This window comes from Bradyrhizobium iriomotense (genome assembly GCF_018129405.1).
Taxonomy (GTDB): Bacteria; Pseudomonadota; Alphaproteobacteria; order Rhizobiales; family Xanthobacteraceae; genus Bradyrhizobium; species Bradyrhizobium iriomotense_B.
On the sequence record NZ_JAFCLP010000002.1, the window covers coordinates 344,407 to 370,028 of the forward strand.

26 protein-coding genes are annotated in these 25,622 nt (G+C 64.6%); 13 read left to right on the forward strand and 13 right to left on the reverse strand.

Annotated features, from left to right (window positions below):
• Position 1: 1 nt before the first annotated feature.
• Positions 2–517: a cyclic pyranopterin monophosphate synthase MoaC gene (moaC, locus tag JQ592_RS06335; protein WP_211402038.1), complete on the forward strand. Its 516-nt coding sequence runs from the start codon at positions 2–4 to the stop codon at positions 515–517.
• Between the two features lie 200 nt (positions 518–717).
• Positions 718–3,438 carry a bifunctional diguanylate cyclase/phosphodiesterase gene (locus JQ592_RS06340; RefSeq protein ID WP_211402039.1) on the forward strand — a complete coding sequence of 907 codons (2,721 nt, stop codon included), beginning with the start codon at positions 718–720 and terminating at the stop codon, positions 3,436–3,438.
• Here JQ592_RS06340 and JQ592_RS06345 read toward each other — a convergent pair.
• From JQ592_RS06345 to JQ592_RS06375, 7 genes are all read right to left on the reverse strand, one after another.
• Positions 3,435–4,046: an RNA polymerase sigma factor gene (locus JQ592_RS06345; RefSeq protein WP_211402040.1), complete on the reverse strand. Its 612-nt coding sequence runs from the start codon at positions 4,044–4,046 to the stop codon at positions 3,435–3,437. The genes JQ592_RS06340 and JQ592_RS06345 overlap by 4 nt on opposite strands.
• Positions 4,047–4,363: 317 nt before the next feature.
• A complete protein-coding gene (locus tag JQ592_RS06350) occupies positions 4,364–4,750 on the reverse strand; it encodes a hypothetical protein (protein ID WP_211402041.1) in 387 nt (128 codons plus the stop codon).
• A gap of 229 nt (positions 4,751–4,979) precedes the next feature.
• Positions 4,980–5,744: a class III cytochrome C family protein gene (locus tag JQ592_RS06355; RefSeq protein WP_349630445.1), complete on the reverse strand. Its 765-nt coding sequence runs from the start codon at positions 5,742–5,744 to the stop codon at positions 4,980–4,982.
• Positions 5,745–5,755: 11 nt separating this feature from the next.
• A complete protein-coding gene (locus tag JQ592_RS06360; protein ID WP_211402043.1) occupies positions 5,756–6,463 on the reverse strand; it encodes an iron reductase in 708 nt (235 codons plus the stop codon).
• Position 6,464: 1 nt separating this feature from the next.
• Entirely contained in the window at positions 6,465–8,447 is a 1,983-nt protein-coding gene (locus JQ592_RS06365) for a 2Fe-2S iron-sulfur cluster-binding protein (protein WP_211402044.1), read from the reverse strand.
• A gap of 22 nt (positions 8,448–8,469) precedes the next feature.
• Positions 8,470–9,189: a Spy/CpxP family protein refolding chaperone gene (locus JQ592_RS06370; protein ID WP_211402045.1), complete on the reverse strand. Its 720-nt coding sequence runs from the start codon at positions 9,187–9,189 to the stop codon at positions 8,470–8,472.
• A 151-nt stretch (positions 9,190–9,340) separates the two neighbouring features.
• Complete coding sequence (locus JQ592_RS06375; protein WP_246820286.1) at positions 9,341–10,570, reverse strand: OpgC domain-containing protein; 1,230 nt, start codon at positions 10,568–10,570, stop codon at positions 9,341–9,343.
• A gap of 473 nt (positions 10,571–11,043) precedes the next feature.
• On the opposite strand from JQ592_RS06375, the gene JQ592_RS06380 reads away from it, so the two are divergent.
• Both JQ592_RS06380 and JQ592_RS06385 read left to right on the forward strand, forming a co-directional pair.
• Entirely contained in the window at positions 11,044–11,298 is a 255-nt protein-coding gene (locus tag JQ592_RS06380) for a hypothetical protein (protein ID WP_211402046.1), read from the forward strand.
• A 388-nt stretch (positions 11,299–11,686) separates the two neighbouring features.
• Positions 11,687–12,442 (forward strand): SDR family oxidoreductase, encoded by a 756-nt coding sequence (locus tag JQ592_RS06385; protein ID WP_211402047.1) that lies wholly within the window; start codon positions 11,687–11,689, stop codon positions 12,440–12,442.
• A gap of 68 nt (positions 12,443–12,510) precedes the next feature.
• On the opposite strand, the gene JQ592_RS06390 is transcribed toward JQ592_RS06385, so the two are convergent.
• Positions 12,511–13,848, reverse strand: a complete 1,338-nt coding sequence (locus tag JQ592_RS06390) for a S41 family peptidase (protein WP_211402048.1) — start codon at positions 13,846–13,848, stop codon at positions 12,511–12,513.
• A gap of 295 nt (positions 13,849–14,143) precedes the next feature.
• Between JQ592_RS06390 and JQ592_RS06395 the strand changes: the two genes are divergently transcribed.
• From JQ592_RS06395 to JQ592_RS06405, 3 genes are all read left to right on the forward strand, one after another.
• The gene (locus JQ592_RS06395) at positions 14,144–15,277 is read left to right on the forward strand and encodes an alpha-hydroxy acid oxidase (protein ID WP_211402049.1); all 1,134 of its coding nucleotides are present in this window, start codon (positions 14,144–14,146) and stop codon (positions 15,275–15,277) included.
• 15 nt (positions 15,278–15,292) lie between these two features.
• Positions 15,293–15,919: an HAD-IA family hydrolase gene (locus JQ592_RS06400; protein ID WP_211402050.1), complete on the forward strand. Its 627-nt coding sequence runs from the start codon at positions 15,293–15,295 to the stop codon at positions 15,917–15,919.
• 155 nt (positions 15,920–16,074) lie between these two features.
• Positions 16,075–16,269 carry a hypothetical protein gene (locus JQ592_RS06405; RefSeq protein ID WP_211402051.1) on the forward strand — a complete coding sequence of 65 codons (195 nt, stop codon included), beginning with the start codon at positions 16,075–16,077 and terminating at the stop codon, positions 16,267–16,269.
• A 76-nt stretch (positions 16,270–16,345) separates the two neighbouring features.
• Here JQ592_RS06405 and JQ592_RS06410 read toward each other — a convergent pair whose 3' ends face one another.
• Both JQ592_RS06410 and JQ592_RS06415 read right to left on the reverse strand, forming a co-directional pair.
• Complete coding sequence (locus JQ592_RS06410) at positions 16,346–16,663, reverse strand: type II toxin-antitoxin system RelE/ParE family toxin (protein WP_246820200.1); 318 nt, start codon at positions 16,661–16,663, stop codon at positions 16,346–16,348.
• Entirely contained in the window at positions 16,660–16,887 is a 228-nt protein-coding gene (locus JQ592_RS06415) for a hypothetical protein (protein ID WP_211402052.1), read from the reverse strand. Before JQ592_RS06415 ends, JQ592_RS06410 begins: the two co-directional genes overlap by 4 nt.
• Before the next feature lie 134 nt (positions 16,888–17,021).
• On the opposite strand from JQ592_RS06415, the gene JQ592_RS06420 reads away from it, so the two are divergent.
• From JQ592_RS06420 to JQ592_RS06435, 4 genes are all read left to right on the forward strand, one after another.
• The gene (locus tag JQ592_RS06420) at positions 17,022–18,233 is read left to right on the forward strand and encodes a molybdopterin molybdotransferase MoeA (protein ID WP_211402053.1); all 1,212 of its coding nucleotides are present in this window, start codon (positions 17,022–17,024) and stop codon (positions 18,231–18,233) included.
• Positions 18,234–18,407: 174 nt separating this feature from the next.
• Positions 18,408–19,109 carry a transcriptional repressor LexA gene (gene lexA / locus JQ592_RS06425; RefSeq protein ID WP_211402054.1) on the forward strand — a complete coding sequence of 234 codons (702 nt, stop codon included), beginning with the start codon at positions 18,408–18,410 and terminating at the stop codon, positions 19,107–19,109.
• Positions 19,110–19,282: 173 nt separating this feature from the next.
• Positions 19,283–19,486, forward strand: a complete 204-nt coding sequence (locus JQ592_RS06430) for a hypothetical protein (RefSeq protein ID WP_211402055.1) — start codon at positions 19,283–19,285, stop codon at positions 19,484–19,486.
• Positions 19,487–19,681: 195 nt separating this feature from the next.
• Positions 19,682–20,113: a hypothetical protein gene (locus JQ592_RS06435; protein ID WP_211402056.1), complete on the forward strand. Its 432-nt coding sequence runs from the start codon at positions 19,682–19,684 to the stop codon at positions 20,111–20,113.
• Positions 20,114–20,130: 17 nt separating this feature from the next.
• Here the strand turns inward: JQ592_RS06435 and JQ592_RS06440 are convergent, their stop codons facing one another.
• Positions 20,131–20,352 (reverse strand): hypothetical protein, encoded by a 222-nt coding sequence (locus JQ592_RS06440; protein ID WP_211402057.1) that lies wholly within the window; start codon positions 20,350–20,352, stop codon positions 20,131–20,133.
• On the opposite strand from JQ592_RS06440, the gene JQ592_RS06445 reads away from it, so the two are divergent.
• Complete coding sequence (locus tag JQ592_RS06445) at positions 20,339–21,280, forward strand: GAF domain-containing protein (protein ID WP_211402058.1); 942 nt, start codon at positions 20,339–20,341, stop codon at positions 21,278–21,280. The genes JQ592_RS06440 and JQ592_RS06445 overlap by 14 nt on opposite strands.
• 9 nt (positions 21,281–21,289) lie before the next feature.
• Here the strand turns inward: JQ592_RS06445 and JQ592_RS06450 are convergent, their stop codons facing one another.
• Both JQ592_RS06450 and JQ592_RS06455 read right to left on the reverse strand, forming a co-directional pair.
• Positions 21,290–23,572: a ComEC/Rec2 family competence protein gene (locus JQ592_RS06450; protein WP_211402059.1), complete on the reverse strand. Its 2,283-nt coding sequence runs from the start codon at positions 23,570–23,572 to the stop codon at positions 21,290–21,292.
• Between the two features lie 97 nt (positions 23,573–23,669).
• Complete coding sequence (locus JQ592_RS06455) at positions 23,670–23,903, reverse strand: DUF2171 domain-containing protein (RefSeq protein ID WP_024341296.1); 234 nt, start codon at positions 23,901–23,903, stop codon at positions 23,670–23,672.
• Positions 23,904–24,289: 386 nt separating this feature from the next.
• On the opposite strand from JQ592_RS06455, the gene JQ592_RS06460 reads away from it, so the two are divergent.
• Positions 24,290–25,618: an MFS transporter gene (locus JQ592_RS06460; protein ID WP_211402060.1), complete on the forward strand. Its 1,329-nt coding sequence runs from the start codon at positions 24,290–24,292 to the stop codon at positions 25,616–25,618.
• Positions 25,619–25,622: the final 4 nt, after the last annotated feature.

Consider the following 25,622-nt stretch of genomic DNA (forward strand, 5'->3'; position numbering starts at 1 on the left):
CATGGCGCGCAAGACTTCCACGACCACGCCTTCGAAGAAAGCAGGCCCTGCCCTCACCCATATCGGCGCCTCCGGCGAAGCGCGGATGGTGGACGTCTCGGCCAAGCCCGCGACCGAGCGGCTCGCTGTCGCTGAAGGCCGCGTCGTCATGACCAAGGAGACGCTCGACCTGATCGTGTCCGGCAACGCCAAGAAGGGCGATGTGCTCGGCACCGCGCGCATCGCCGGCATCATGGCGGCCAAGCGCACCTCCGAGCTGATCCCGCTCTGTCATCCGCTCGCGCTGTCCAAGGTCACCGTCGACATCGAGCCCGACGCGAAACTGCCGGGCTGCCTCGTCCGCGCCAGCGTCAAGGTGACGGGACCGACCGGCGTCGAGATGGAGGCGCTCACGGCCGTCTCGGTCGCCTGCCTCACCATCTACGACATGATCAAGGCCGTCGAGCGCGGCGTGCGGATCGAGGGCATCCATCTCGTCGAGAAGCTCGGCGGCAAGTCCGGCCATTACCGCGCCTGATCTTCCGCTACGACCGGCATCACAGGTGTCTTCCGGCAATTCCTGCACGGCTTGCATCCCGCGCATCGATCGCTTTTGTGTGTAACGATTCATGTCGCGTTAACCGCGCTTCCTAACTTCGCCTCCATACCGTTCCCGTAAACCAACGGATGTCTTGAGGATCAAGAATTGATCCTGGCGTGTGCGCGGCAATAACCGACATGATGACGAGATACGGCAGTCGCATTTTCGACCAGGCCTTCGTGCGCAGCGGACCGATCCGCTGGCTGGTCGTGGGCGGCACGCTGCTGATCGCCGCGATCGCGGTCGGCGCGACGCTGATGGCACAGAATTTCCGCGAACGCACGCTGCGCAATTCCGGCCGCGAGCTGGAAAACACCGTGCTGATGCTGGCCCATCATTTCGATCAGCAATTGCAGGATTTCGCGGTCATTCAGAAGGACTTCGTCGACCACGTCCGCGCGATCGGCATTGCCAGCGCGGATAACTATCGCAAGCGCCTCTCCGGGCAGGACATCCACCGGATGCTGCGCTCGAAGATCGAGGCGCTGCCCTATATCGGCGGCGTCAATGTCATCGATGCCGACGGCAATCTGGTCAACTCGTCGACCGCGTGGCCGGCCCCCAAGGTGAACGTTGCCGATCGCGCCTATTTCCGCACCTTCAAATACGACCCCTATTCGCCTGATGTCCTGATCGAGCCGCTGCACAGCCGTATCTCCAGCGCCTGGACCATCCTGATCGTCCGCAAGATCGTCGGCCCGAACGGCGAGTTCATGGGCGTGGTCGGTCGCGGCATCGAGCCGGCCAATTTCGAGAAGTTCTTCGAGAACGTGGTGCTCGGCGAAGGCGCGACGATCTCGATGCTGCATCGCGACGGCACGCTGCTCGCCCGCTATCCCCATTCCAGTGAATTGATGGGGCGAAATTTCAAGACCGGCCCGTTCGAGCAGCAGCGGGTCTTCGGGCTCGATCACTTCGCCGGACGCTTCATGAGCCCGGTCGACGGCGAAGACCGCCTGATCGCCTCGCACGCCCTGCCCCACTTCCCGATCCTGATGATGGCCACCACGACGCGGACGGCGGCCTTGACGGACTGGCGTGAGCAGATCGGCATCCTGATCTCGGTCGCCGCCTCTTCCGCGCTCGCCATCGCCGGCGTCCTGATCGCGATCGTGCGCAAGCTGCTGGAGCAGCACCGCCTCTCGCGAGAACGGCTGACGCTGGAAAAGCAGCGTCTCGACCGCGCGGTCAACAACATGACCCAGGGTCTTTTGCTGTTCGACGCCGAGCGTCGACTCGTGGTGTGCAACCAGCGCTATATCGAAATGTACGGCCTGTCGGCCGCCGTGGTGAAGCCCGGCTGCAGCTTCCACGACATCATCGCGCATCGTAAGACGACCGGCTCGTTCACCGGCGACGTCGATCAATATGTCGAGCGCGTGCTGCGCGACATTCACGTGCGCAACTCCATGGTGGTCGACACCGCCGACGGTCGCTCGATCCAGGTCCTCAACGAACCGCTCGCGGACGGCGGTTGGGTGGCGACGCACGAGGACATTACCGAGCGCCGGCGCATCGAGGAGCGCATCACCCACCTTGCCCACTACGACGCGCTGACCGATCTGCCCAACCGCGCCATGTTCCACGAGCATCTGCGGCAGGAGCTGGCCGCCATCGGCAATGATGAGCAGGTCGCGGTCCACTACATCGACATCGACGAGTTCAAGGGCGTCAACGACGCGCTCGGCCATCTCGTCGGCGACGAGCTGCTGAAATCGGTCGCAACGAGCCTCAGCCGCTGCGCCGGCACGATGGACTTCGTGGCGCGGCTCGGCGGCGACGAATTTGCCATCGTGCAGAGCGCGGTGACCTCGCCGGAACAGGTCAACGATCTCGTCGCCCGGGTCTTCCAGGCCATCCGCACCCCGTTCGACTGCATGGGCCATCATCTCACCAGCGACGCCAGCATCGGCATCGCGCTGGCGCCGGGACACGGCACGGCGCTGGACCAGATCCTGAAGAACGCGGACCTTGCGATGTACGCCGCCAAATCCGCGGGACGCCGCACCTACCGCTTCTTCGAGCCCGAGATGGATGCCAAGGTCCGCGAGCGGCGGCAGCTCGAGATCGACCTGCGCCACGCCATCGCCCAAGGGGGGCTCGAGGTCTACTACCAGCCCTGCCTCGGCCTGAAGGACGACCGCATCACCGGCTGCGAGGCGCTGGTGCGCTGGCGCCATCCCGAGCGCGGCATGGTCTCGCCGGCCGAGTTCATCCCGATCGCCGAAGACACCGGCCTGATCAACGAGATCGGCGAATGGGTGCTGGCGACCGCCTGCCGGGATGCGGCCGGCTGGCCCGACGACATCCGCCTCGCCGTCAACGTCTCGCCGGTGCAGTTCAAGAGTGGCACGCTGGCGCTGAAGATCATGGCGGCGCTCGCCGCCTCCAACTTGCCGGCGAGCCGACTCGAGCTCGAAATCACCGAGGCGGTGTTGATCCGCGACGACGACACGGCGCTCACGATCCTGCATCAGCTCCGCGCCATCGGCGTCCGTATCGCGCTCGATGATTTCGGCACGGGCTATTCCTCGCTGAGCTATCTGCACCGTTTCCCGTTCGACAAGATCAAGATCGACCGCTGCTTCGTCGACGACATCGCCGGCCCCGATGGCTCCGCCAGCATCGTCCAGGCGGTCGTCAACCTGGCGGCCGCCCGTCGCATGACCACCACGGCGGAGGGTGTCGAGACCGAGGAGCAGCAGCGCCTGCTCCGCACGCTCGGCTGCTCCGAGATGCAGGGTTATCTGTTCAGCGCCGCCAAGCCCGCCGACAAGATGCTGGAGCTGTTCGCGCTGCATCGCAGCCGGCTCGCCCGGCGCGAAGGCAGCGAGGGCCGCCGGCGCGAGGCCGGTTAGGTCGGACCTCGGTTGTCTGCGCAGCGGCACTCCCAGAAGCTTTCCTCGAGACATACAACACAGGTCTGCTCGAGGCGCTCCTTCAGGGCGTGCCGTGCGCGATGAAGCCGGACAGTCAGGTTGTTCACGGTAACGCCCAGATCGGCAGCAACCAGCTCCCGCGGCTCACCGCCGAGATCCACCCTCCTGATGACCTCGGCATGCTCCGGCTTCATCAGGGACAGATGGGTATGAAGACACTCGCAGACCGCGGCATTCGCCGCGGCGTCCTGCTCGGCGGCAAGACGATCGTTGAGCTCGTTCGGGAACGGCATCTCCCGCGCCCTGCTCCTCGATGTCTGGCGGTGAAAGTCGGCGATGGTCGTTGCCAGGACCCTGCTCAGCCAGCCCCGAACCGAATCCGCATCGCGGATATCGCCGGATCGCTCCAGTGCGCGCAACATGAATGCCTGGAGCACCTCCTCCGCTTCCGCCTGACCACCAAAGCGTCGCTGCAGATAACCGCGGAGGCGATCGTAGCTGCCGATGAGGGCGGCACGAACGATCGTGTCCTGCGCGTCCAGGGAACCGGCTGTCTGCATCGGCAGACTCTCGTTCGGCGACTTCATGACGTATCGTCCTTGGATGCCATTCGGCAGATCGCTTCGCGGTGGCGGGAACGTATCGATCCGGACAAGGGTCGCGAGAGATCACCGCTATGGCGGCGCTCACGCGGCCAACTTGCCTACCGCAAGCTGCTGATCACGATGTCGGCGCTCTCCCGCTCAACGCTTAGCGCGCGAGCAGAAAGCCAGGTCGGCTCTGCCGCGCCTGCGCGTGCGAGACCTTGCGCGCATCGTCGTCATCCGCTTGGACATGTGTCCTTGGCAGACGTGTCGCTTCGCGCCCGGATCAGAGCGACGCAGTTCGGTCTTTGGCAGCTATCTCAGGCGATGGGGGGCCGGTAGTGACGACGGAACGCACCTTCGTCGTCGATCACGTCGGGCTGCGCTTCGCAGCGCGAGTGCGGGAGCACGAACTCCGCAATGGCGGGAGCTTGGGGCGACACGGCGCTGAAGCACAGCACCGAGCCGCAGCAGCTCGCATGCCGGTCGCGGGGCTCGTCCTGGTCGTCGTCACAAGCTCCGGTCATCGCAACGTCGTGCGAATGCGCAACCGATCCGGCATCGGCCTGATCGTGCTCATGCGCATGCTGATGCTCGCACGGAATCGCCGTAACTGAGACGATCGGGACCGCAAGAGACGGCGTCATCGACGCAAGCAGATAGGCGATGGCGACAAGCCATCCCCACCACCTTCGCCTTGGCTTCATCAAGCCAATCATTTCCGCTCCCGCTACCCGTCGTGGAATATATAACTCTGGTTGTACGGCCGGCCAACAGAAAACGACGCACATAGAGCCGGCAAGACAGGACAGATGCTGCGCCACATTCGTCCGGCGGAATTATGGGCCTCGCAAGCCATCGTGCTCCGGCAGCGCAGCTCATGGGATATTTTTCGCTGCCCACCGTAATGTATGAGCCACATCCGCGTCGCACCAATCAATGGTGCTTCATCCAGCCGACGCCTTTGATGTCGTTGAACGAGTCCGTCCTGTGGCACAGAAAGCATTGATCGACCGATGCGCGCTCCTGCCCCGCGATCGTCCGATCCATCATGATGAAGTGGCCCATGTAGTGGCTCGGCGGCGCCTGATGGCATTGGGCGCAGTCCTTCGAGGTCGGCGAGGGATGCAGGAAACCTGCGATCTTCCAGGACGCGAGCCCATGGCAATCCGCACATTCACGTCCAAACAATCCGCGGTGCGGTTCCCGGTTGCTGTGGCAGTTGGCGCAATCAAGCGCAGCCCGTTCCGGCCGGTCGGACCTTGGCAAGCCCAGAAACTCCGTCAGGTCGGCCCTCAGTTGATCGGCAGAGGTCCGGTCGAGCACCTTCTTGCCGGCGGCGGGCATTGTGACTTGCAGCAAGGACGCATGGTCCATCCTGATCGGCCGCAAGTCGCCAGAGTGCTCGCGATGGCAGCCGGAACATTGACCGCCCACCACGGCATGAAACGCCGTCGATTGCTTGGCGAGATCAGCGGCGGAAGGCGCATGACAGGTGATACAGGCGGCCGCCTCGACGCCTTTGATCGGCGCATGGCAGCTCTCGCATCTGTCGGACAGGAAGGCATGCTTCGCGGACAGCGGTCCGGGGCTGACGAGCCCCGTCCAGCCCTGAACGATCCCAGGGCTGCCCCGATACAAGGCGATCGACGCGACCGCCGCACTTGCGATCGCCAGTGTCGCGACCACGACGTAGAGCACGCCCCTGATCGTCACGCGAGCCACCGCAGCCCGTAATAGATCTCGGCCGCCACATGCACCGCGAGTAGCGCGTACATGACGATAGCTGCCAGGACATGCAGCCCGATCCACTGCATGAAGATCGCCTTGACCGCCTCACTCGAGCCGATGGCCGATTCGAGATCGGAAATGCCATCGACCAGTTGCAGCAGTGGCACGTTCTGCAATGCCATTGCAGGCATGCCGGCCCCGTCACGCTCCGCCCGATCGGGCGACGACATGGCCGCTGCGGTGTGCTCATACGCCGATCTCAACGTCGCCAGATGCGACTGCTGCTGACGGAGCTCCAGCGCGGTTTGCGGCAGGTAGTAGCGCCCGACAAATCCGGTGACGACGACGATCAGCATGCACGTCACCAGGGCGATCCCGAGCGGGCTTTGAAACTTGTGCCCGGTATGCAGAAGCGCGAAGAATGCTGCAACGATGCCCGCACGAGCGTGAAACGCCAGGAGCGTCGGCATCGACACGCATCGCGTGACCAGGGCCTTCACGCCAGTGCTGTATTTCGCCATGGGATAGGCGAGAAGGAGGAACATCAGCGCCGCCGCGCCCACCCCGAGCACAAAGCCGGCCAAGCTTCCTGCAAACCGGCTGTCGGAGTGAAGCAGGAAAGCCGGCACCAGCAGCAACAGGGCCGCCAGAATAACGTCAACGATCAGGCGCGCTCTTCCGTTCATCATGTCAGGCCTCGACGACGAGATCTCCGACTGATCTTGCCTGGCAGGCCAGGATGAGACCGCTCGCCTTGTCGTCTGCGGTCAGGGCGTCCTGGACTTCCATCGTGACGGAGCCTTCCAGAAGGTGCGTCTTGCAGACGCCGCAGACCCCGGCCCTGCACGAATAGTCGATCGACACGCCGGCGCTTTCGGCCACCTCCAGGACGCTCTTGTCCGGAGGCAGCGCCGCCACCTTGCCCGATCTCGCAAAACGGATCGTGGCCGTTGCAGGACCGACCGCCACGGCCGCTCGATCGCCCGCTTCGCTTCGCGGGATTGGCGCCTCGGCAGAGACCTTGCCGGGAGGCGGAACGGCTCCGCGGGCCGGCCCGAAGGCTTCCGTCTTGATCTGCTCGCGCGGCACGCCGAGGCCGATCAGGGTTTTCCGGAGCGCCTCCATCATTCCGGGCGGACCGCACAGATGAACGCGCCGCTTCGCAAGATCCGGCACGGCATGAGTCAGGAACTCGGCCGTGATCTGCCCCTCGCTCCCCATCCACGAGGTGCCGGCGGCCCGCATCATCGTGGCAGCGACATGCAAATTGTTCATCCGGCGCTGGAGATATTCCAGCTCGTCCCGGAAGATGAATTGCTCGGTCGTCTGCGCGCCATAGACGAGGTAGATCTGGCCGGGCCATGCGATGTCCGAGAGATAGCGGATCGCCGCCATCAGCGGCGTGATGCCGACGCCGCCACCGATCAGGACCACGCTGTCGGCTTCCGTGCCCGTGAACGTAAAGGCGCCGGAGGGACCCGCTACCTCGATCAGGTCGCCCTCCTTCAGGTGGCCATGCATGTAGTCGGACAGGAGCCCGCCGTCTTCGCGCTTGATCGTGGTCTCGACATAGGCGGTCTGGGCTGCAGACGAGGCGATCGTGTAGGAGCGCCTGACTGTCGTTCCGCCAATTTCAATGGCGTAGGTCAGGAACTGACCGGGCAGGAACGCAAACGGAATCGCCCCGCCACCAGCTGCTTGCAGACGGAAGGTCTTCACGTTTGGCGTTTCCTGATAGATCGCGCAGATCCTCAGCTTGCCCTTCCAGGAACCGTTCGTCTCGCCGCGCCGCGGCTGGCGGCTTGTCTTAGGAGAAGTTGTCGTCCCGGCCTTGTCATTCGGCGCGCCGGCGGCTGGCATGGACACGAGTGGCGTGATGGCAGCCGGCGCGACCGCCGCGCGCGTCAGCCGGTCGACCAGCGCGTTCGCCCGGCGCATGCGCGCGACGTAAACGGCAAGCATGCCCAGCGAGAACAGCACCAGCAGCGCCATGGTCGTGACGTGAAACCAGGAGATTCCCGGCGCGCCGTTATCGACCCCTGCGGCGCCTTGCTGAGGCAGCAGGTTCATTTGCGATTTGAACCAGGTCTGCGCGATTTGCTGCGGCGGCCTGCCCTCGTGCAGCGAGCCTAGCGCGATCACGCCGCTCTGGACTGCGTTCAAGGATTCGCGAAGCCGCCGCGCCGCGTGCTCCGCAGCAACGATGTCGCCCGCGGCGATGGCGTGCCGCAGATCCATTTCGGCACCCGCCAGGCGATCGGCCTCGGCGCCGATGCGCTCGCGCGCCTGGATCTCCAGCTTGCTCCGCTGCTCGGCGGACAGCGCCGCCATGTCCATCAAGGCCGGATAGAATTCCTTGCGCGGCCGGCCCATCATGCCGTCCATTCCACCCATCATTCCCGACGTGGCGACGCCGGCGGCTTGACGCTCGCTCGGACCTGATGATCTCTCCGGCTTCGGCGCTGCATCGCCGGCGGAGCCGGACGCTGCGGGATGGTGCGCCGCGTGGTCGCCCTCGGCCTCCGCCACCTCCCAGCGCTGGGCAAGTTGCCCGGCCGGATGCGTTACGCCGCGCCCGGCGTCCGACGCCGGCGCGGCAATCGCCGCAAGCTGGCTCGCCAGGACAACGAAGATCAGCACGCCGGAGCGATGTCGAAGAGACGAAGCGAACATGATCCTACGTTCACTTCAGCGGTCAGAACGACGCAATCAGTGGCAGCAGGATCGTGTCTGCGGTCTGCTTCTGGCTCTCGTTCAGCGACGCGTAGAGCCGCATCAAGGCCTGGCGGGCCGATTTGATGGCCTCCAGACGCTCGGACAGGTGTCGCTCGTAATGCTCCAGTCGATCGGCACTTCCGAGCCGATCGTCCATTGCAAGCATCTTGCGCGCTTCCAGCAGGTGCTGCCGGCTCGATCGCAAGGCGTCTGCGACACCGTTCCAATCCGCGGCCTGCCTGTCGCTGATCTGCAGCTCCGCCTTCAGAAAGGCGATCCGCCCTTCGAGCCGCTCGGTCACGTCCGCCGGACCGCTCATCGCGCCGCTGCCGCCGGATGGACTCATCTGGCTGCGCATCATCTTTTCCATCATTTGCATCATCGGCATCATCGGCATCATGCCGGAATTGTCCTGACAGCCGGCGCCCTGACAGTCCCGCATCTGGCCTTGCGGCGGCATCTTCATCTTGTCGTCGTTCATCCGACCGCCGCTCATGTTCTGAGACTGCCCCGCTGGCTGGCCCATGTTCATCTTGCCGCCGGAATCCGAGGGGTCGGGCATCTTCGACATCTTGTCGTCATCCATCATCGCGATCCGACCAAGATCGGTGGCGGCGATTGCGGGTGACAGCCCGACCGGCCCCAGGGCGAGGACCGCAAAGACGGCTGCACTCACGACGAAATTTCTCGAACGGTTCATGGTCATTCTCCAAGTGTTGATTTGGATAGTCATCTGCTCATCGAGATCGGCGATGAGGACAGCGCGCGGCGGGTCAGGCCATATAGACGCGAAGCGCCGGCAACTCTTACGCAGGAGGCGTCAAAGGCCGCTGCGATCAACTCGGAAGTCATCATTCGCCCGCCTCCCTGCCCTGCTCGGACGATCGGCTTCTGTCCACGCCTTTCGACCAGGTCCGGTAGTAGGCGACGCCCGTCATGATCCAGAGACCCGCAGCGCCAACGAAGAGCTGAGCCGGAATTCCCTCCGATCCGAAATCAAGCAGGAAGTGCGCGATGAACGAAAGAAAGAGACCGACGCAGAACACCGGCAGGGATTGCTGGCCGCATCGAATCAACGGCTGCAGCAACGGCGACTTCAGTCCCGGCCAGTCGATCGGAACGAGCGAGACGACGATCAGCACTAGGCTCGCCAGATGGATGACCCGATAGGGGCTGAGATTGGTCTTGTCGTTCGGTATGAAGACGGTGGCGAGTGCCTCAGGGATGTGCTCCCTGAGCCCGGGAATTCGTTCAGCCAGAGTCATCACAAGCGCGAAGAGCAGAAAGCCGCAGCTCATGACAAAGAGCGCGCGGGACGACAGCAGCCAGCGGCTTGCCGTCGCCCCTCCCAAGGCGAGCCAGGCTCCGAATACGAAGAGCAATTGCCAAGCAAACGGATTGAAATACCAGACACCGGCGGGATAGGCGGGCAAGTTCCAGCCGTAATGGCGGGCGGCCAAATAAAGACCAAGCGAGCCGATCATCACCGCGTTGCGCCATCGCAGCATGAGCCAAAGCACAACAGGAAACGCGGCCATCAGCACGATGTAGAGCGGCAGGACGTCAAGATTGAGCGGCTTGAACTTGAGGAGCAGGCCTTGCGAGAGCGTCTCGACGGGAACGTCCATCAGCGGCGCGACGTTGAACTGATCCATGAGGTGAAGGTCGTCGAACCTGTGCGCGAGGTAATGCACGGCGGTGAGATAGACGAAGAACAGCAGCAGATGGGCGGCATAGAGCTGCCATACCCGCCGCAGCAGCCGGGTTGCCCCGATGACGAAGCCACGCTCCATCATCATGGAGCCGAACACGAACGTCGCGGTGTAGCCGGAGATCAACACGAACAGATCGGCGCCGTCGCTGAAGCCGTAATTGCGCGTCGTGAACCAGACCAGCACCGAATTCGGAATGTGTCCGAGGAAGATCAGCCAGTTCGCCAGACCGCGAAACAGATCCAGCCGGACATCGCGTCGCGGCTTGGCCAGAACCGATCTGATCGTGATGGTCTCCCAGAGCCGGCGTCGCAAGAGAAGAGCGATCTGCAGAGGCCGGCCAGGCTCGTAGATGGTCTCGTCAGTCAACGGCGCGTTCTCCTTTTTGCGGTCGGCCTTTCGGATCGCAACCTCGTCGCCGCTCATTCGCGCAGGCACGCTAGGTTGCGGCATTGATGCCGGATTGACGGACATCAAACTCGATCGACGCACCAGCCAAATCTTTTTGTGATTCAATCGCGTAATGAATCGAGGCGCCTCTCGTCTTCGGGCGGAAGCGTCACCTGCCGACGAGATCTCTGCTTCGCCCAGCAGCATGATCGAGGGCATCGCACGAAGCTCACCATTGGGGCGTCGGCTACAATTTTTTTCTGTAAGAAGATCGCCGCTTCCCGTCGCCTGCGGCAACTCGACGATCTTCGCATCGAGGCGTGCAGGCACGTGCATCGGCGATTTGATCTTGCTCAACCCGGACGATCGCACTCCGGGTTTGGTTGCCACTCAATCAAGCCACCGGGACTTGATTGACACCAACTCGACAAGGTCAACGAGGAGAAACCAAAATGAGTCACCGCAAGCTGATCGTCGCTGCCGCGATCATGTCCTTCGTCGCGCTGCCTGCGATGGCGCAGACGAGCGCTACCGACGAGAAGAACGGCCACCACTATGCAGGCGGACCGAAGACCGAGGTCCCTCACCACATGGGCAAGAAGGAGAGCGACGGCGGGTCGACCAGCGGATCCGGCGGCAGCCACCATTACGGCGGCGGACCGAAGACGGAAGTCCCGCACCATACGGGCGCGAAGAAGCAGCAATGACCATGACGCCGTGATCTCGCGGCTCGCGAAGCCGCGGGATCACCCGCCTCCGAGGCCAGTCCGGCGGGAAGACGCCTTCCCCCGCTTCAGGCTTGACGATTACGCTCGCCCAAAGTATTCCCGCCCCCGCAGCTGCCCAGGCGGCGCTGCCGTAGGCGTTACCGTCATCCAACGCGTCCTTTGTCGAGAGGATCCCAGCAGGGAGATCTCGATTCACGAGACGCCACGGTCATGCCATCACTCTTCCCGTTTGCGGACGCTCCCCCGTTCAAGAGGCCCATTCCGGCGCGGCCCAACCGCGCCTGGATGTCCGTTGTCTTGCCGGATCGCGCACCATCGGGATTCCCAGGGTTGCCGTGGCCTTCACCTCAACCGAAAGGCAGCAACCATGAAGATGACCGGCAACACGATCCTCATTACCGGCGGCACCAGCGGCATCGGCCGTGCACTCGCTGAAGCCTTCCACGACCGCGGCAACCACGTCATCGTCACCGGGCGACGGCAAGCCCTGCTCGATCAGATCACGGCTGAGCGCCCCGGCCTGATCGGCATGTCGCTCGACCTCGACGATCCCGCAAGCCTGCCGCGCCTGTCGACTGAGGTTCGCACACGATTTCCCGAACTCAACGTGCTGATCGCGAACGCCGGCATCTCGCGGGCCGAGGACATGCGTGCGGACGGCTGGGATGCCTCCGACGCGGAGGCGATCGTCGAGACCAACATTCTCGGCGTGCTGCGCGTCACGGCGGCGTTCCTGCCGGCTCTGAAAAAGCAGCAGAACGCAACGATCATCGCAACCAGCTCAAATCTCGCCTTCGTGCCCCGCGCCGACTTCCCGACCTACTGCGCCAGCAAGGCGTTCCTGCATTCCTGGCTGCAGTCGCTGCGATACCAACTCCGCAGGATCCCGGTCGAGGTGCTGGAGCTCGCGCCGCCCTATGTGCAGACCGAGCTCACCGGCACCGCGCAGGCGAGCGATGCGCGCGCCATGCCGCTCAGCGCCTACATCGCGGAAGTCATGCAATTGCTGGAGTTGCGGGTCCATCCCCGCGACGAAGTGCTGGTCGAACGCGACCGCGCCCGCCGCTGGGCCGAACGCGACGGCCGCTATGAGGCGACCTTTGCGGCCATGAATCCGAGCTGAGCTCAAAACGAATTCGCCCGGGAGCGGCCATCCGCTCCCGGGCGATCGATGTCTGGAGATCGCAAGGTCTAGTTCGGCACCGCAGCCTTCGGCGCCGGCTTGGCGGCGACCGCATTGGCGGTGACGCCGTGGAGGAAGTCATAGGCCGCATGCAGGGCCTTGTCGTCCTTCTCCTCCGGCGGGACATAGGACTGCGATCCGGTCTGCTCGGTGCCATCGGCGGCCGACAGATGCCCGCGCATCTGGGACTCCGCCATGGTGTCCATCCGGCCCTTCAGCTCGGGCGGCACGTCCTGGAGGATCTCGATGTCGGGTGCGATGCCCTGGGCCTGGATCGAGCGGCCCGACGGCGTGTAGTAGCGCGCCGTGGTCAGCGCCAGCGCGCCGTTGCCGGAGCCGAGCGGGATGATCGTCTGCACCGAGCCCTTGCCGAACGAGCGCGTGCCGATGATCGTGGCACGCTTGTGGTCATGCAGCGCACCGGCCACGATCTCCGAGGCCGAAGCCGAGCCACCATTGACCAGAATCACCAGCGGCTTGCCCTTGGTGAGATCGCCGCCATGCGCGGTGAAGCGCTGGGTTTCTTCCGGATTGCGGCCGCGGGTCGAGACGACCTCGCCGCGCTGCAGGAACGCGCTCGACACCGACACTGCCTGGTCGAGCAATCCGCCCGGATTGTTGCGCAGGTCCATCACGTAGCCGACCAGCTTCTCCTGCGGCACCTGCTTGGAGATCGAGGCGATCGCCTTCTTCAGGCCGTCGGTGGTCTGCTCGTTGAACGAGGTGACGCGGATATAGCCGATGTCGCCGTTCTCGACGTGGAAGCGCACGGGGCGCACGTGGATGATCTCACGCGTGATCGCGACGTCGAGCGGGGCGTCCGCGCCCTTGCGCACGATGGTGAGCTTGGTCTTGGTGTCGACCGGGCCCTTCATCTTGTTGACGGCCTGCTCGAGCGTCATGCCCTGCACGGCCTCGCCGTCGATCTTGCTGATGAGGTCGCCGGACATGAGGCCGGCCTTCGAGGCCGGCGTGTCGTCGATCGGCGAGACGACCTTGACGAGGCCATCCTCCATGGTGACCTCGATGCCGAGCCCGCCGAACTCGCCGGAGGTGGTCTCCTGCATCTCGGTCCAGGCCTTGTCGTTCATGTAGCGCGAATGCGGATCGAGCGAGGTCACCATGCCGGTGATCGCGCCTTCAATCAGCTTGGCATTATCAGGCTTCTCGACGTAGCTCGCCTTCACCCGCTCGAACACTTCGCCGAACAGGTTGAGCTTGGAATAGGCATCGTCCGCGCCCGCCGCCGCCCTCGCCGCCCATAGCCCGCCCTGCGGACCGGATACCAGAAGGGTCAGGCACACGCCGGTGAGCGCGCCCAGGGGGAACAGCAGGGATTTCCGCATGGATGAGTCAGCCTTCTTGCTCGGGGCTCGGGAGCCGCCATGCAAATGGCGATCCAGCCCGCTTCTCACAACACCATTCAGGTTTCTTCATGGCCGCCCCCCACGCAGGCGGGTTACCTGCAAAAACCCCTTCGTCCGGACCTAAACTTTTGGCAACGTTCCGAAACCGTCTCGCGCGAAAGACGGGACTTGGTCGGCCGGCCCGCGCCTCGCAGCTATGCGATTTTAGGATGGTTTTGGAGAGCTGGACGGGTTAGGCGATGACACAAGGCTTCAAATTCTCGGGAGGATAACAATGAACGAAGCGCCCCGCATCCGGCCGGAACGGAACGTCGAACTCGGCGCCAGCAACGAGCCGTTCCAGAATCTGCACGAATTCATCAAGAAGGCGCGCGCCAACCTCAACCAGAACGCCTGGGATTATATCGTCGGCGCCGCCGAAACCGAGACCACGATGCGCCGCAACCGCATGGCGCTGGACGAGATCGCCTTTCGCCCGCGTGTGCTGCGCGACGTGCATGAGGTCGACGGCTCGGTCGAGCAGTTCGGCCGCAAGATGCGCCTGCCGGTGGTGCTGGCGCCAGTCGGGGCGCTGGAAGTCTTCGACCCGCACGGAGCGGCGGCCGTCGCCCGCGCCGCCCGCGCCTTCGGCGCGGCACACATGCTGAGCTCGGTAACCGAGCCGGGGCTGGAGAAAACCGCTGAAGCCGCCCCCGATGCGCTGCGCCTGTTCCAGCTCTATGTCCGTGGTGACGACGCCTTCGTCGCCGATGTCGTCAGCCGCGCCGAGAAGAACGCCTATGCCGCCTTCTGCCTGACCGTGGACACCGCCCATTACAGCCGTCGCGAACGTGACATCGCCAAGCGCTATGTTCGCGAGAGCCGCCTGCGCGCCACTGGCGGCGACTACCAGAAAGGACTGGAATGGCGAACGGTGAAGATGATCAAGGACAAGTTCAAGATCCCCCTGATCCTGAAGGGCATCGCCACCGCCGAGGACGCGTTGATCGCGCTCGATCACGGCGTCGAGTGGATCTACGTCTCCAACCATGGCGGCCGCCAGCTCGATCACGGGCGCGGCGCCATGCATGTCCTGCCTGAAATCGTCGACGCCGTGAAAGGCCGCGCCAAGATCATGGTCGATGGCGGCTTCTGCCGCGGCACCGACATCGTCAAGGCGATTGCGGCCGGCGCCGACCTCGTCGGCATCGGCCGGCTGCAATGCTGGGCCCTGGCGGCGGCCGGCGAAGCCGGCGTGACGCGGATGCTGGAGTTACTGGAAGACGAGGTGCTGCGTTGCCTCGGCCTTCTGGGCGCCACCTCGTTCGCCGAGGTTGACAAATCCTGCCTGCATCCGGCCATCGCCACCAACGCGCCGAGCGTGTTCAGCGCGTTCCCGCTGTTCGACCACGACCCCTATCGATATTGAAGTGAAAAGGACGCTATGACTTCGCTCTCTCCCGGCAGCGCAGATGCGCTTCTGTTCGATCTCGGGCGCGTGGTGCTCGATATCGATTTCTCCAAGGTGATCGCCTGCTGGGCGGGACATGCCGGCTGCCAGCCTGAAGCCATCGTCGCGCGCTTTGTGCGCGACTGTGAGGCCTATCGGCTCCACGAGGTCGGCAAGATCAGCGACGAGGACTATTTCGCCTCGCTGCGTGCTTCGCTCGGGATCGGCATCTCGGATGCGCAGTTCCTGGAAGGCTGGAACGCGATCTTCGCCGGCGAGATGCCTGACATCGCGGAGCTGTTGCCGCGGGCGGCCAAGCGGATGCCGCTTTACGCCTTCTCCAACACCAACCGGCCGCATGTGGACTACTTCTCGAAGGAATATGCCGGCCTGCTTGGCCATTTTCGCGAGCTCTATCTGTCATCCAGCATCGGCCTGCGCAAACCGGACGCGGAGGCTTTCGACCATGTCGTGGCCGCCATGGGCATGCCGGCGAGCCGCATCGTGTTCTTCGACGACCTCGCAGAAAACATCGAGGGGGCAAGGGCGCGCGGATTGACGGCGGTGCATGTGACCTCCCCCCGTGACGTCGGTGAGGCGCTGAAGAAGCTCGGGATTTGAACGGACCCGCCTCCCGGCACGTGCGGTTCCGGGAACTCATCTGCCAAAAATGAGGAACCAAATCGCTTTGTGCATTTTTGTACAGAGTTCCGGGAACGGAATCCGCCCTTCCGGACTCTTGAGTCCGTTGGGACTTCTACATTGGACTGATCGACGTGCTGGGCAAATCCTACCTCACCAAGCAAGCCTCTCTCCTGCTCGAGTTCGCAAGAACCACCTCGGATTCGGACCTATCCGCCAAGCTGATCAGCAAGGCCGCCGACCTGAAATCCCAGGCCGACCCGCTGCCCGATAAGGACCAGGGCCCCAAAGCGCCGGACGTCAGTCCGGGCGACCCGGCCGGGAGTTGACCGATGCTGGCCGTGGCGCTCGTTCTTCTCGTGCTTGCCATGGCCGTCCTCGTACCGGTCTGTCTCGCCTTCCGGATCATGCCGCGGAGGATTTGAGGTCCTCAGGTGTCCGAATGCTCGCGTTCCCGTGCGGGATGCTGGATCGTGAGAATGACGACTTCGCCGGCCGCTCGTCCAGCGCATAATAGACCAAATACGGATATCGCCGCGTCACCAGCTTGCGCACGCCCTCAACCTGCTGCGGTCTACCAAGTCGCGGGAAGCGAACGAGATTCTGAAGCGATTGAAGGATCGCAGCACGCACGCGCAACGCGCCTTGCGGGCTGTAGTCCCGAACATACTCGGCAATGCTGATGAGATCTTGTGTCGCGCGCGGGGTGAACCGGAGTTTCATCGCTCGAAGCGGCGAAATGCGACTTCCACCTCGGCATCAGATGAAAACTGCCGGAGATTGGCTTGTGCAAGCCCCTCAAGGACCGCCGGAAGATGCCCCGGGTCGATCTCCTCGGGCTCTCCTGCGTTTCCGGTCAAGGCCAGCATCGCGCGCGCAATTTCGTCCTGGCTATCCGCAGGAAGCTGCCGCACGGCCTGGAGCGCTTTTTCGAGCAATTTGGTCATGGAGGGAAGATAAGCCGAGCCTCCGCCAAAAGGAAGTGTGGCTTCTCGCTCCGTCGAGGAGCCCTTTTGCTTCAGCCTCTCCGCTCGGCTAGAACGCTGCCGACCGAGTCCTTCGATTGTTGCGGGAGTTCGCCGTGGCCCTGATGCCGGTATCCGATGCGCTTGCCGCCGTGCTCGCGGGTGCAGAGCCTCTGGCCGAAGAAGCGGTGGCCCTCGACCAAGCCTACCACCGCGTGCTCGCGCGCGACGTCGCGGCGCGGCGCACGCAGCCGCCGGAGGCGATGTCGGCGATGGACGGCTATGCCGTGCGCGCGGCCGATGCGGCGACGATCGATTCCCAGCTGACGGTCATCGGCGAGGTCGCGGCCGGGCGGCCGTTTGCCGGATTGGTCGGCGCCGGCGAAGCCGTCCGGATCTTCACCGGCGGCGTCGTTCCTGCCGGCGCGGACGCGGTCGTGATCCAGGAGGATACGGTCACGAACGGCAAGCGCATCACGATCAAGGAAGCAGCGATTCCCGGACGGCACATCCGGCGCGCCGGGGTCGACTTTGCCGAGGGCGACGTGCTGCTGCGGAAGGGAACCCGGCTCACCGACCGCGACCTGGCGCTCGCCGCCGGGATGAACCACCCGCACCTGCCCGTCCAACGCCGTCCGAAGGTCGCGATCCTCGCCACCGGCGACGAGCTGGTGATGCCCGGAGCAACGCCCGGCCCCGGCCAGATCGTCTCCTCCAACGGCTATGCCCTGCACGCGCTCGCCCGCCAGGAGGGCGCTGATACCGTCGACCTCGGCGTTGCCGCGGACACGCTGGAGGCCACCACCGCCGGAATACGCCAGGCCCGCGAGAGCGGCGCCGACATCCTGATCACGACCGGCGGCGCCTCCGTCGGCGACCACGACCTGGTCCAGCAGGCGCTCAAGGCCGAGGGGATCGCGATGACGTTCTGGAAGATCGCGATGCGGCCGGGCAAGCCGATGATGCACGGGCGGCTCGGCACGATGCGCGTGATCGGCCTGCCCGGTAATCCCGTGTCATCCTATGTGTGCGGCTTCCTGTTCATGGTGCCGCTGATTCGCGCGTTGTCGGGCCAACAGGTGATTCACCATCGCCGCGAGCGCGCCGTGCTCGGCCGCGACGTCGGCGCAAACGACCAGCGTGAGGATTATCTCCGCGCGCGCCTGGAGCTGCGCGACGATGGCAATCTCGTCGCCCTTCCCGTCAGCCATCAGGACTCTTCACTGCTTGCGAATCTCGCTGCGGCACAGGTACTTCTCGTGCGCGCGCCATTCGCCCCCAAGGCCGAGGCCGGCACGCCTTGCGAGGTGCTGCGGCTCCCCGTCTGAGCTGCACGGCCACACGCGTTCCGCGAACTTTGCCCTGTTCACGGTAAATTAAGCAGTTGCGGAACACATATCGAACATATAGTGTCCGTTCATGATTTGTTTCGAGCATGCAGCGGCTTATCGCTGAACCAGCGTCTCGGAATCGAACGACATCAACCGGGGGATTTGGTCGAGATGTTAACGCGCAAACAATACGAGCTTCTGCGATTCATCAGCGAGCGTCTGAAGGAAAGCGGCGTGCCGCCCTCCTTCGACGAGATGAAGGACGCGCTCGACCTGCGCTCGAAATCGGGCATCCATCGCCTGATCACCGCACTCGAGGAGCGCGGCTTCATCCGGCGCCTGCCCAACCGGGCCCGCGCGATCGAAGTCATCAAGCTGCCCGAGCTCCAGGCGGCTGCCGGCAACCGCCGCGGCTTCACGCCGAGCGTCATCGAGGGCAATCTCGGCAAGGTGCGCACGACGTCCAGCCTGCCCGCCGACGAGGGTGAGCGTCCCGTCGCCGTGCCTGTCATGGGCCGTATCGCGGCCGGCACGCCCATCGAGGCGCTGCAGACCCGCAGCCACACCATCAGCGTACCGCCTGACATGCTCGGCTCCGGCGAGCACTACGCGCTTGAGGTGCGCGGCGATTCGATGGTGGAAGCCGGCATCCTCGACGGCGACATGGCGCTGATCCAGCGCAACGAGAGCGCCGACACCGGCGACATCGTGGTGGCGCTGATCGACGACGAGGAAGCTACGCTGAAGCGCTTCCGCCGCCGCGGCGCCTCGATCGCGCTCGAGCCCGCCAACGCCGCCTATGAGGTCCGCATCCTGCCGCCCAACCGGGTGAAGATTCAGGGCAAGCTGATCGGCCTGTACCGGAAGTACTGAGCTGCCCTCGCGATCGTTCGACACCTGTTGGAGCGGACAATTGTCCGCTCCGGCTGGATAGTCTTTCTGGTTCTGCACAGATTATCCGGCCACCTCTCCCGCGCTAGATCCTCGGCACGCCGCGCGAAGCACTCATCGCTTTGCGGGCCTTTTGAGAAACCGAGGAGATAACCATGCGCAAGATCGTCTTGAGCACCGTCACGATGGCGCTGATCGCAACGTCGGTGTCACAGGCCGTCGCCGCACAGTCGCATCACGTCCGCAAGACGACGCCAGCGACGACGAGCGAGCAATTCCGCAACGCACACGGTGCCATTGCACAGCCGCCGCAACCCGCCTGGCCGTATTCGGGCTGGTCGGCACCTGCTGGCCGCTGACGGAGAAGCATGCCGAATGCACGGAAGCTGACTTTGTTCCTCGTGCATCTGAAAAAGATATTGTGATGGCGGCCTGCGGACCCAAAGCCGCAGATTTGCCCACAAACAAGCAGACCGTTGTATGCTTCCACTCTGATAGAGGCCTACGCCTCGACAAGAGGCGCGGGTTGCTATCTTCGAATGAGGAGCACCCCGATGTGTGACTACAGCCTGCACGCCGTCGCGACGCGTCCCGCCGAAGTCGGCGAAACGATCGTCACGACAACCTTCCGCGGCACCTCGACACGCGGCTTCGCCTCCGAAGCCGACATGTCGGTTGCGGTATGCCTGCTGCCGGGAACGGAGCTCGCTTTCGCCGACAACGTCCGTTACGACAATCGCTGGATCTGGACGCGCACCATCAACTCGCGCGTCGGCAAGTTCGGCAAGATCGATCCGCACATTCCGGACCGCCATCACGATGCGATCGAATTCCCCGACGGCAAATACGTGCTGGTGACTCAGCTCGTCGAAGGCCAGCGCGCAACCGTGCTGCAATTGCCGGTGACCCAGCCGGTGGGCGAGCGCGAGCACAAGCCGCAGATCACCGCCGACAGGCCGACGATCACACGCCTGCCGATCGGCTGACGTAGCCGCACCCCGGCTCACGGGTCGGGGCCAGGAATGAAATCGCCATCGCCGGCCGTGGCCGGCGACGTGGTGCGGTTTGCATCTTCGAAAATACCTTCGCCGGACCACCCGCCGCTGTTCTCCGTCGCACGAAGTTTGCGCTGCCCTGCCTGAATTTTGAACGTCCGTTCCGCAGGCAAATGGCCGATGCTGCCAAAAGGCTTGAGGCAGCGGACACGTTCGATGAAGACCTTCATTCGCGTCGTTGAACTCTGGGTGCCCGACCGAACGCGTATGCGGCTGGAATTCGGCGGCGGCCTCTACGGCGAAGGGCTGTCCGCGTTCGAAGCCGCAAGTGAAGATATGCGCTTCGGACGTGATGAGGGCCTTCCCGGCAAGGCCTGGGCTTCTGGCCATCCCGTCATCCTCACCAAATTCGCCAATTCCTACTTCAAGCGGACCGACCAGGCGCTCGCGGCAGGCCTGACCTGCGGCGTGGCGGTGCCGGTGTTTTCAGGCGAATTCCTGCAGGCCGTAATGGTGCTGTTCTGCGGCGACGACGAAGCGCATGTCGGCGCGATCGAGCTCTGGCACAACGATCCCGATACCTCCCACGAGATGGGGCTCGTCGACGGCTACTATGGCACCGCCGAGATGTTCGAGTTCAACTCGCGCCACACCAGGTTTCCGCGCGGCTTCGGCCTGCCCGGACGCACCTGGAAAGCCGGCCTGCCGCTGATCATCAAGGACCTGCACAACGCCAAGAGCTTTCTGCGCTGGGAAGACGCCGCCGAGGTCGGGATCAATCTCGGTGTCGGCGTGCCCTACCAGACCAGTACCGACCAGACCTGGGTGCTGACCTTCCTCTCCGCGCAGGCGACGCCGATTGCACGGCGCTTCGAGATCTGGGTACCGAACGAGGCCCGTTCTGCGCTGGTGTTCCGCGCCGGGGATTGCAGCGCCCAGACCGACCTTGCCGCGCTCTATGCAGACAAATCCATCGGCAGGAGCGAGGGCAGCATCGGCGGCGCCTGGGCCACCGCGATGCCCGCCCTCAACGATGATCTGGCGCATGACAATTCTATCGCGGCCACTGAAGCCCGCGCGTCCGGGCTGAGCCAGATGGTGGCCTTGCCGGTGATCGGGAAAGCCGGGCTCGACGCCGTGCTGGCCTGGTACCTGTAGCCCGTCCGCTCAATCCTCAGCCTGCATGTCCGCCTCGGACGGCGTCGCATCCCGGTTGCGGGACGCCGCCGCTGGCGGCGCAAGGCTCGCGCCAAAATCGCCCTCGCTGGCAGTTGCCGGTGCCCACGGGCGGTCAGCGCCTCTTGCCTTGACTGCCTGGACCGCAAAGCCGTCGCCGCGCCGTGTCAGCGCGAGCGCGCCCTGCGCGGCGAGACGCTGCCGGTCGACCACCATCGCCGCGCAATCCGGCGCAGCTGGCCGGGCCGTCACCACCAGCGCGGCGCGGCTGCAATCGTCAGCCAGCGCATCAATGCGCACAGCCAGCGCGACGAGGCGACCATCGGCAAGCGGCGTCACGCAGCCGGCATCGTCGCACGACACGCCGTCGGCCAGCGACGCACTGCCCGCGTCGCGCGGATCGGCGTCGGCAGCCAGCCACTCTTTCAGCAGAAAGCTGTCCTTGCTCGCCCGGATCACGTGCAGGTGCCCGTCCCTCCCTCGCACCGCAACGCTCTGGCCGTCCCCAGCGATCAGGATATCCGGCGGCCGCACCGACAGGCCCCAGAGGATCGCAGCCAACAGCACCAGCCCGCCTGACCAGCGCAACGGCGTGCGCAAGAGACCCATGACAATGATGCCGAGACTGGCCGCGATCAGCGGCGCGATGCCGAACGCCGGGAGGCGCCCGACCGCGCCCGGCAGTGCCGCCACCCAGCGCGACACCGCGACCATCCAGTCGATGCCGATCCCCATCAGCCACCAGAACACGCCGTCGAGGCCGAAGGGAGCCGCGAGCAGGCCGAGCAATCCGGCCGGCATCACCAGCGCCGAGACCACCGGCATCGCGCCGAGATTGGCGAGCACGCCGTACGGCGTGACGCGATGGAAGTGGAAGGCGGCATAGGGCGTGGTCGCAAGCCCCGCGATCAGCGAGGCCAGGAACAGCATGGCAATCTCGCGGCCGCCCCACAGCGCGATGCGCGCGGTCGCGGAATGGTCGGGCGAAGCAAACAGGTTCGGCATCCCGATCTGCACCAGCGCCACCAGCCCGAGCGTTGCCGCAAACGACATCTGGAAGCTCGGATGCACCAGCGCCTCCGGCGCGACCGCGAGCACGATCAGCGCGGCCACGGCCAGCGTGCGGAAGGTGATGGCGCGGCGATCGACCATGACGGCGATCAGCACCACCGCGGTCATGAAGAACGAGCGTTGCGTCGCGACCTCCGCGCCCGAGAGCAAAAGATAGAACGCGGCGGCAACGAGCGCCGCGGCCGCCGACCATTTCTTGATGGGGAAGCCGACCGCCAGTCCCGGGATCAAGGCCAGCAGCGCGCGCACCGCGAAGAACACGACGCCGGCAACGACGGCCATGTGATAGCCCGAGATCGAAAGCACGTGGCCGAGCCCCGAGACGAACATCGCCTCATTGACGGGCGCAGTGATCGCATCACGCCGGCCGGTCAGAAGCGCGGTCGCGATCGCGCGGTTGTCGCCTTCGAGCGTTGCGCGGATGCGCGCATCGATCGCATCGCGCAGGCCCTGCATGAAAGCGGCGTAGCGCAGCCGCAAGCCGCCGGCATCCGGCGGCACTGCAGCCGTGATCGCGCCCATCACGAAGCCGGAGGCACCGATGCCCTGGAAGAACATGTCGCGCGAGAAATCATAGCTGCCGGGGCGCACCGGCGAGATCGGCGGCATCAGCCGCGCCTTGAGCTGCACGAAGCTGCCGACCTCGGGCGCGGTCCCCTTGCGCACCGACAGCCGCACGCGCTCGAGCTTGACGTCGCTGCGCTGCGCCTCCATCGCAGTGACGCGCAGCACGAAGCGATCGGTGCGCTCGCGAATGTCGCGGGTCTCGACGAAGCCCGACAGCGACACCGAATAGAGCGGTTTTGCCAAAACCGTGTGCGCAACGCGCGCCGTCTTCCAGGTCGCGATGGCAAAGCCTGCCGCGACCGCCGCGATCAGAAGCGCCGGCGCAAACAGCCGGCTCCGCCGCAACAGGACGGCGCCGAGCATCAGCGCGATGGCCGTTGTGGCAACCACCCACAGCACCGGCTCGTGGTCGGCCGCAAAGTAGAGCGCGATGCCGCTGCCGAAAGCGACGGGTACCCAGGGCAACAGCCGGCCGGCGCCGGCCTCGGCGCTGGCCCATTGGCGCGACGTCTCGACGAGCGCGGGCCAGGCGCCAAAGCCCGCCGGTGCAAAGCCGCCGGCCGAGGCGGTGCGGCCCGCCGGCCAGGTTCCTGCGATCCCATGCGAGACACGCTGCGGCCGGCCCGGCTCCGCCATTCCCTGGCAACCCCTGAGATACGCGACACGCGCAGAGGCTACCGGAACGTGCAGGCGGCCGAATAGTGGTACAGATCAGGAACGAAGAGTGTGCGCCCTACTTTTCCTCTTCCATGGTCACGGCCACCGACGCTTTGGCCGACAGCCGGACCTTGTTGCCTTCGACATCAGCGACGAGGCCCTTGTCGATGAAGTGATGATGACCCTTGTGGCTGCCCTCACCGCTATCCTTCTTGGTCAGCTTGATGCGGTTGCCCTCGACGCGATCGACTGTGCCGACATGGACGCCGTCGGCGCCGATGACTTCCATATGCTCTGCGATGTTCTGCATGGCCGGATCCTCGTTGGACCCACACAACGCCTGAGAGGCCTTTCCGTTCGTTCGTGACAAAACCGCCGGGCGCGGCGGGCGACCGTTCCATCTCAGGACGGGGCAGCCCCGGTTCGGTCGATTGAGCCGAAAGTCTCATAAGACGCCAGCCCCGGCGGGACTACACTGCTCCTCCGCCTCCCCGGCAGACGGGCAGGTTGTCATAGCTCGCGGTACTGAAACGACCGCTGGAGCTCTTTCTCGGGTGGCTCGAGCCTCCCTGAGATTTGGCGTTGCGGACGCAACTCGCAATTCTCGCCTGTGGCGTCGCGCACCAAGCGTACTGCGCGAGCGAATGGGCGCTGCACAGCGCCAAGAGTAGCGGTTGAATTTGACAGGAGCAGCACATGGCAATTCAAGTACCAAGCGATTTTCGCCGCGTGATCGTTGCTGCGTCGGTGGGAAACGTCATCGAATGGTATGATTTCTATATCTTTGGCAGCCTGGCCGCAGTTCTGTCGGTCAAGTTCTTCGAGCAGTCCCACCCGGTTGCAGCCCTCCTCAGCACGATCGCGCTGTTCACTGCAGGATTCCTGATCCGTCCGTTGGGAGCTTTCCTCTTTGGATGGATGGGCGACCGGGTCGGGCGAAAATATACGTTCCTCATCACGCTGAGCGGAATGGGACTGGGCACCGGGGCAATCGGGTTGATCCCGACCTACCAGTCCATCGGTCTGACGGCGGCGTTCGTGCTGTTCGGCTTGCGCATGATCCAGGGGCTGTGCCTGGGCGGCGAATATGGCGGCGCCATCACCTATGTCGCGGAGCACGTGCCGGACGACAAGCGCGGCTACTACACCGGCTGGCTGCAGACTTCCCCGACTCTCGGCATCGTCGTGTCGCTGGCCGTGATCATCCTGACACGGACCTGGGCCGGCAATCAGGCCTTCGACGAATGGGCCTGGCGCGTTCCGTTCCTGGTGTCGTTCCTGCTGGTGGCCATCGCAATCTACATTCGGCTCCAACTCCAGGAGACGCCGATCTTCCAGGAGATCAGGGCCCGCGGCCAGATGACGACGAATCCGTGGAAGGAGGCCTTCCTCAGTTCGAACGTCAAATTCATCGGGATCGCAATCATCGTCCTGATCGGACAGGGCGTGGTCTGGTACAGCGGCCAGTTCTGGGCGCTGTACTTCCTTCAGCAGGTCTCCAAGGTCGATGCGCTAACCTCGTCCTACATCGTGGGAGCGGCGCTGCTCATCGCGACACCGAGCCTGATCTTCTTCGGCTGGCTGTCTGATCAGATCGGCCGCAAGCCGGTGATCCTGGGCGGCATGCTGCTCGCCGCGATCACCTACTATCCGCTGTATCTGTGGCTGGGAACGGTGACGCAGCCCGGCAACATCAACTATCCGACCGCGATCTTCATCATCTTCGTCCTCGTTTGCTACGTTGGGATGGTCTACGGGCCGGTCGGCGCGTTCCTGGCGGAATTCTTTCCGGCCAGGATCAGGTACACGTCGGTATCGGTGCCATACCACATCGGCAATGGCTGGGGTGGTGGATTGGTGCCGTTCATCACGTCGGCGGCCTTCGCGGCGACCGGGAGCGTCGGCTACGCGTTGATCTACCCGATCGCGGTCCCCGCGGTGTGCTTCCTGCTCGCGCTGTTCCTGATGCCGGAGACGCGCAAGATCAGCATCTGGCAGCCGATCGAGCCCAGAACCGCATCCTGACGTG

What these genes read in the sequence shown, in the direction of transcription:
- JQ592_RS06350 (WP_211402041.1), bottom strand. Translation starts at nt 4,750, where the DNA reads ATGAAGCCAAGGCGAAGGTGGTGGGGATGGCTTGTCGCCATCGCCTAT.
- JQ592_RS06385 (WP_211402047.1), top strand. Translation starts at nt 11,687, where the DNA reads ATGAAGATGACCGGCAACACGATCCTCATTACCGGCGGCACCAGCGGC.
- JQ592_RS06455 (WP_024341296.1), bottom strand. Translation starts at nt 23,903, where the DNA reads ATGCAGAACATCGCAGAGCATATGGAAGTCATCGGCGCCGACGGCGTC.
- JQ592_RS06450 (WP_211402059.1), bottom strand. Translation starts at nt 23,572, where the DNA reads ATGGCGGAGCCGGGCCGGCCGCAGCGTGTCTCGCATGGGATCGCAGGA.
- JQ592_RS06370 (WP_211402045.1), bottom strand. Translation starts at nt 9,189, where the DNA reads ATGAACCGTTCGAGAAATTTCGTCGTGAGTGCAGCCGTCTTTGCGGTC.
- JQ592_RS06345 (WP_211402040.1), bottom strand. Translation starts at nt 4,046, where the DNA reads ATGAAGTCGCCGAACGAGAGTCTGCCGATGCAGACAGCCGGTTCCCTG.
- moaC (WP_211402038.1), top strand. Translation starts at nt 2, where the DNA reads ATGGCGCGCAAGACTTCCACGACCACGCCTTCGAAGAAAGCAGGCCCT.
- JQ592_RS06460 (WP_211402060.1), top strand. Translation starts at nt 24,290, where the DNA reads ATGGCAATTCAAGTACCAAGCGATTTTCGCCGCGTGATCGTTGCTGCG.
- JQ592_RS06390 (WP_211402048.1), bottom strand. Translation starts at nt 13,848, where the DNA reads ATGCGGAAATCCCTGCTGTTCCCCCTGGGCGCGCTCACCGGCGTGTGC.
- JQ592_RS06440 (WP_211402057.1), bottom strand. Translation starts at nt 20,352, where the DNA reads ATGAAGGTCTTCATCGAACGTGTCCGCTGCCTCAAGCCTTTTGGCAGC.
- JQ592_RS06430 (WP_211402055.1), top strand. Translation starts at nt 19,283, where the DNA reads ATGCGCAAGATCGTCTTGAGCACCGTCACGATGGCGCTGATCGCAACG.
- JQ592_RS06415 (WP_211402052.1), bottom strand. Translation starts at nt 16,887, where the DNA reads ATGACCAAATTGCTCGAAAAAGCGCTCCAGGCCGTGCGGCAGCTTCCT.
- JQ592_RS06395 (WP_211402049.1), top strand. Translation starts at nt 14,144, where the DNA reads ATGAACGAAGCGCCCCGCATCCGGCCGGAACGGAACGTCGAACTCGGC.
- JQ592_RS06360 (WP_211402043.1), bottom strand. Translation starts at nt 6,463, where the DNA reads ATGATGAACGGAAGAGCGCGCCTGATCGTTGACGTTATTCTGGCGGCC.
- JQ592_RS06340 (WP_211402039.1), top strand. Translation starts at nt 718, where the DNA reads ATGATGACGAGATACGGCAGTCGCATTTTCGACCAGGCCTTCGTGCGC.
- lexA (WP_211402054.1), top strand. Translation starts at nt 18,408, where the DNA reads ATGTTAACGCGCAAACAATACGAGCTTCTGCGATTCATCAGCGAGCGT.
- JQ592_RS06410 (WP_246820200.1), bottom strand. Translation starts at nt 16,663, where the DNA reads ATGAAACTCCGGTTCACCCCGCGCGCGACACAAGATCTCATCAGCATT.
- JQ592_RS06365 (WP_211402044.1), bottom strand. Translation starts at nt 8,447, where the DNA reads ATGTTCGCTTCGTCTCTTCGACATCGCTCCGGCGTGCTGATCTTCGTT.
- JQ592_RS06435 (WP_211402056.1), top strand. Translation starts at nt 19,682, where the DNA reads ATGTGTGACTACAGCCTGCACGCCGTCGCGACGCGTCCCGCCGAAGTC.
- JQ592_RS06445 (WP_211402058.1), top strand. Translation starts at nt 20,339, where the DNA reads ATGAAGACCTTCATTCGCGTCGTTGAACTCTGGGTGCCCGACCGAACG.
- JQ592_RS06400 (WP_211402050.1), top strand. Translation starts at nt 15,293, where the DNA reads ATGACTTCGCTCTCTCCCGGCAGCGCAGATGCGCTTCTGTTCGATCTC.
- JQ592_RS06380 (WP_211402046.1), top strand. Translation starts at nt 11,044, where the DNA reads ATGAGTCACCGCAAGCTGATCGTCGCTGCCGCGATCATGTCCTTCGTC.